This window comes from Burkholderia sp. BC1, assembly GCF_052683555.1.
This window is the reverse complement of record NZ_JBQYLP010000177.1, coordinates 1-1,191: the sequence shown is the minus strand read 5'-3', so window position 1 is coordinate 1,191 and position 1,191 is coordinate 1. Positions and strand designations below refer to the sequence as shown.

Annotated in this window: 1 protein-coding gene; it reads right to left on the bottom strand. The window is 60.5% G+C overall.

Features of this window, described 5'->3' with window-relative positions; genetic code table 11:
- Positions 1–22 precede the first annotated feature (22 nt).
- Positions 23–988, bottom strand: coding sequence for an IS110 family transposase (locus ACSHSS_RS30210; protein ID WP_445545971.1), 966 nt, complete (start codon positions 986–988; stop codon positions 23–25).
- Between the last annotated feature and the right edge of the window lie 203 nt (positions 989–1,191).

Genomic DNA, 1,191 nt, shown 5'->3' with positions numbered 1-1,191 from the left:
GACTGAGTAACCGTCTACCAAGTCAAGCCTTATGGAGCGAATCGTCCCAAGGTGTGTTGGATCTGACCATGGCATTAAGTATGGTCAGAAGTTTGCGCATGCAGGCAACCAACGCGACCTTGGGCAGTTTGCCGGCGGCCTTCAGGCGTTGATAGAAGGTTTTGATGGCGGGATTGTGGCGGGTGGCGGTAAGGGTGGCCATGTAAAGCACGCGACGGATTTCAAAGCGACCACCCTGAACGCGTCGTCTGCCATTGCGGGAGCCGGAATCGCAAGCAATAGGCGCGACGCCGACGAGAGCCGCAATCTGGCGACGGCTGAGCTTACCCAATTCGGGCAGTTCTGCGATCAGGCAAGCACTGGATACCGGACCGATGCCGTGAGTCGATTGCAGCAGGCGGTCGAGTTCACTGAAGTGCTCGCGTACGTGTCCGACCATCTGTGCGTCGATGTCGTCGAGCTGAGCCTGAACGGCAGCAATGATAGCCAACAGGCTGGGATGCAGACCGACCGGCGTAATCTGCAGCCGCTGTCGTTCCGAGAGGAGCATGGTGAGCAACTGGCGACGGCGGGTCAACAGAGCAGCCAGCCACTGCTGGCGCTCATCCGGAACGGGGCGCAGCAAGCGGGACAGATCTTCGCGACGCACCAGGACCGAAGCCAGTTGGGCGAGCATGCGGGCATCGATGCGATCGGTCTTGGCCAGACGCCCCATCGAGCGGGCAAAATCGCGCGCCTGTCGAGGATTGACGACCGCGACCGGCAAACCGGCGCTCTGCAAAGCGCAAGCCATTTCCGCCTCGTAGCCGCCGGTCGCTTCCATCACGACCAACGCCACGTCCAGCGGCTGCAGGGCGATGGCCAGGGCCGAATGGCCCTCCGCATCGTTATCGAATCGCTGGGTGTCCAGATGGGCACCCAGCACGGAAACATCGACATGATCTTTTGCCACGTCAATGCCGACCGTTACTAAGGAAGGAGCAGACATGATCTTCGGATCCCATGCTTGTACATGCGCACTCGGCAGGGCCGGCGCGCGTAACCGTTCGGGTTTCGGGAAGACCAGCACGGCGACCGTGCGTTCTGTACTCAGTCACGGGCTCCAACGCCCAAGCGCGCGACAAACTGCACGGTCTAGTCTGGCTACGTTCAGACTTTACCGTACTGGTCAGGCTTAAACATACAAGCGCG

Coding starts and splice junctions, on each gene's coding strand:
- ACSHSS_RS30210 (WP_445545971.1), bottom strand. CDS start 988: ATGTCTGCTCCTTCCTTAGTAACGGTCGGCATTGACGTGGCAAAAGAT.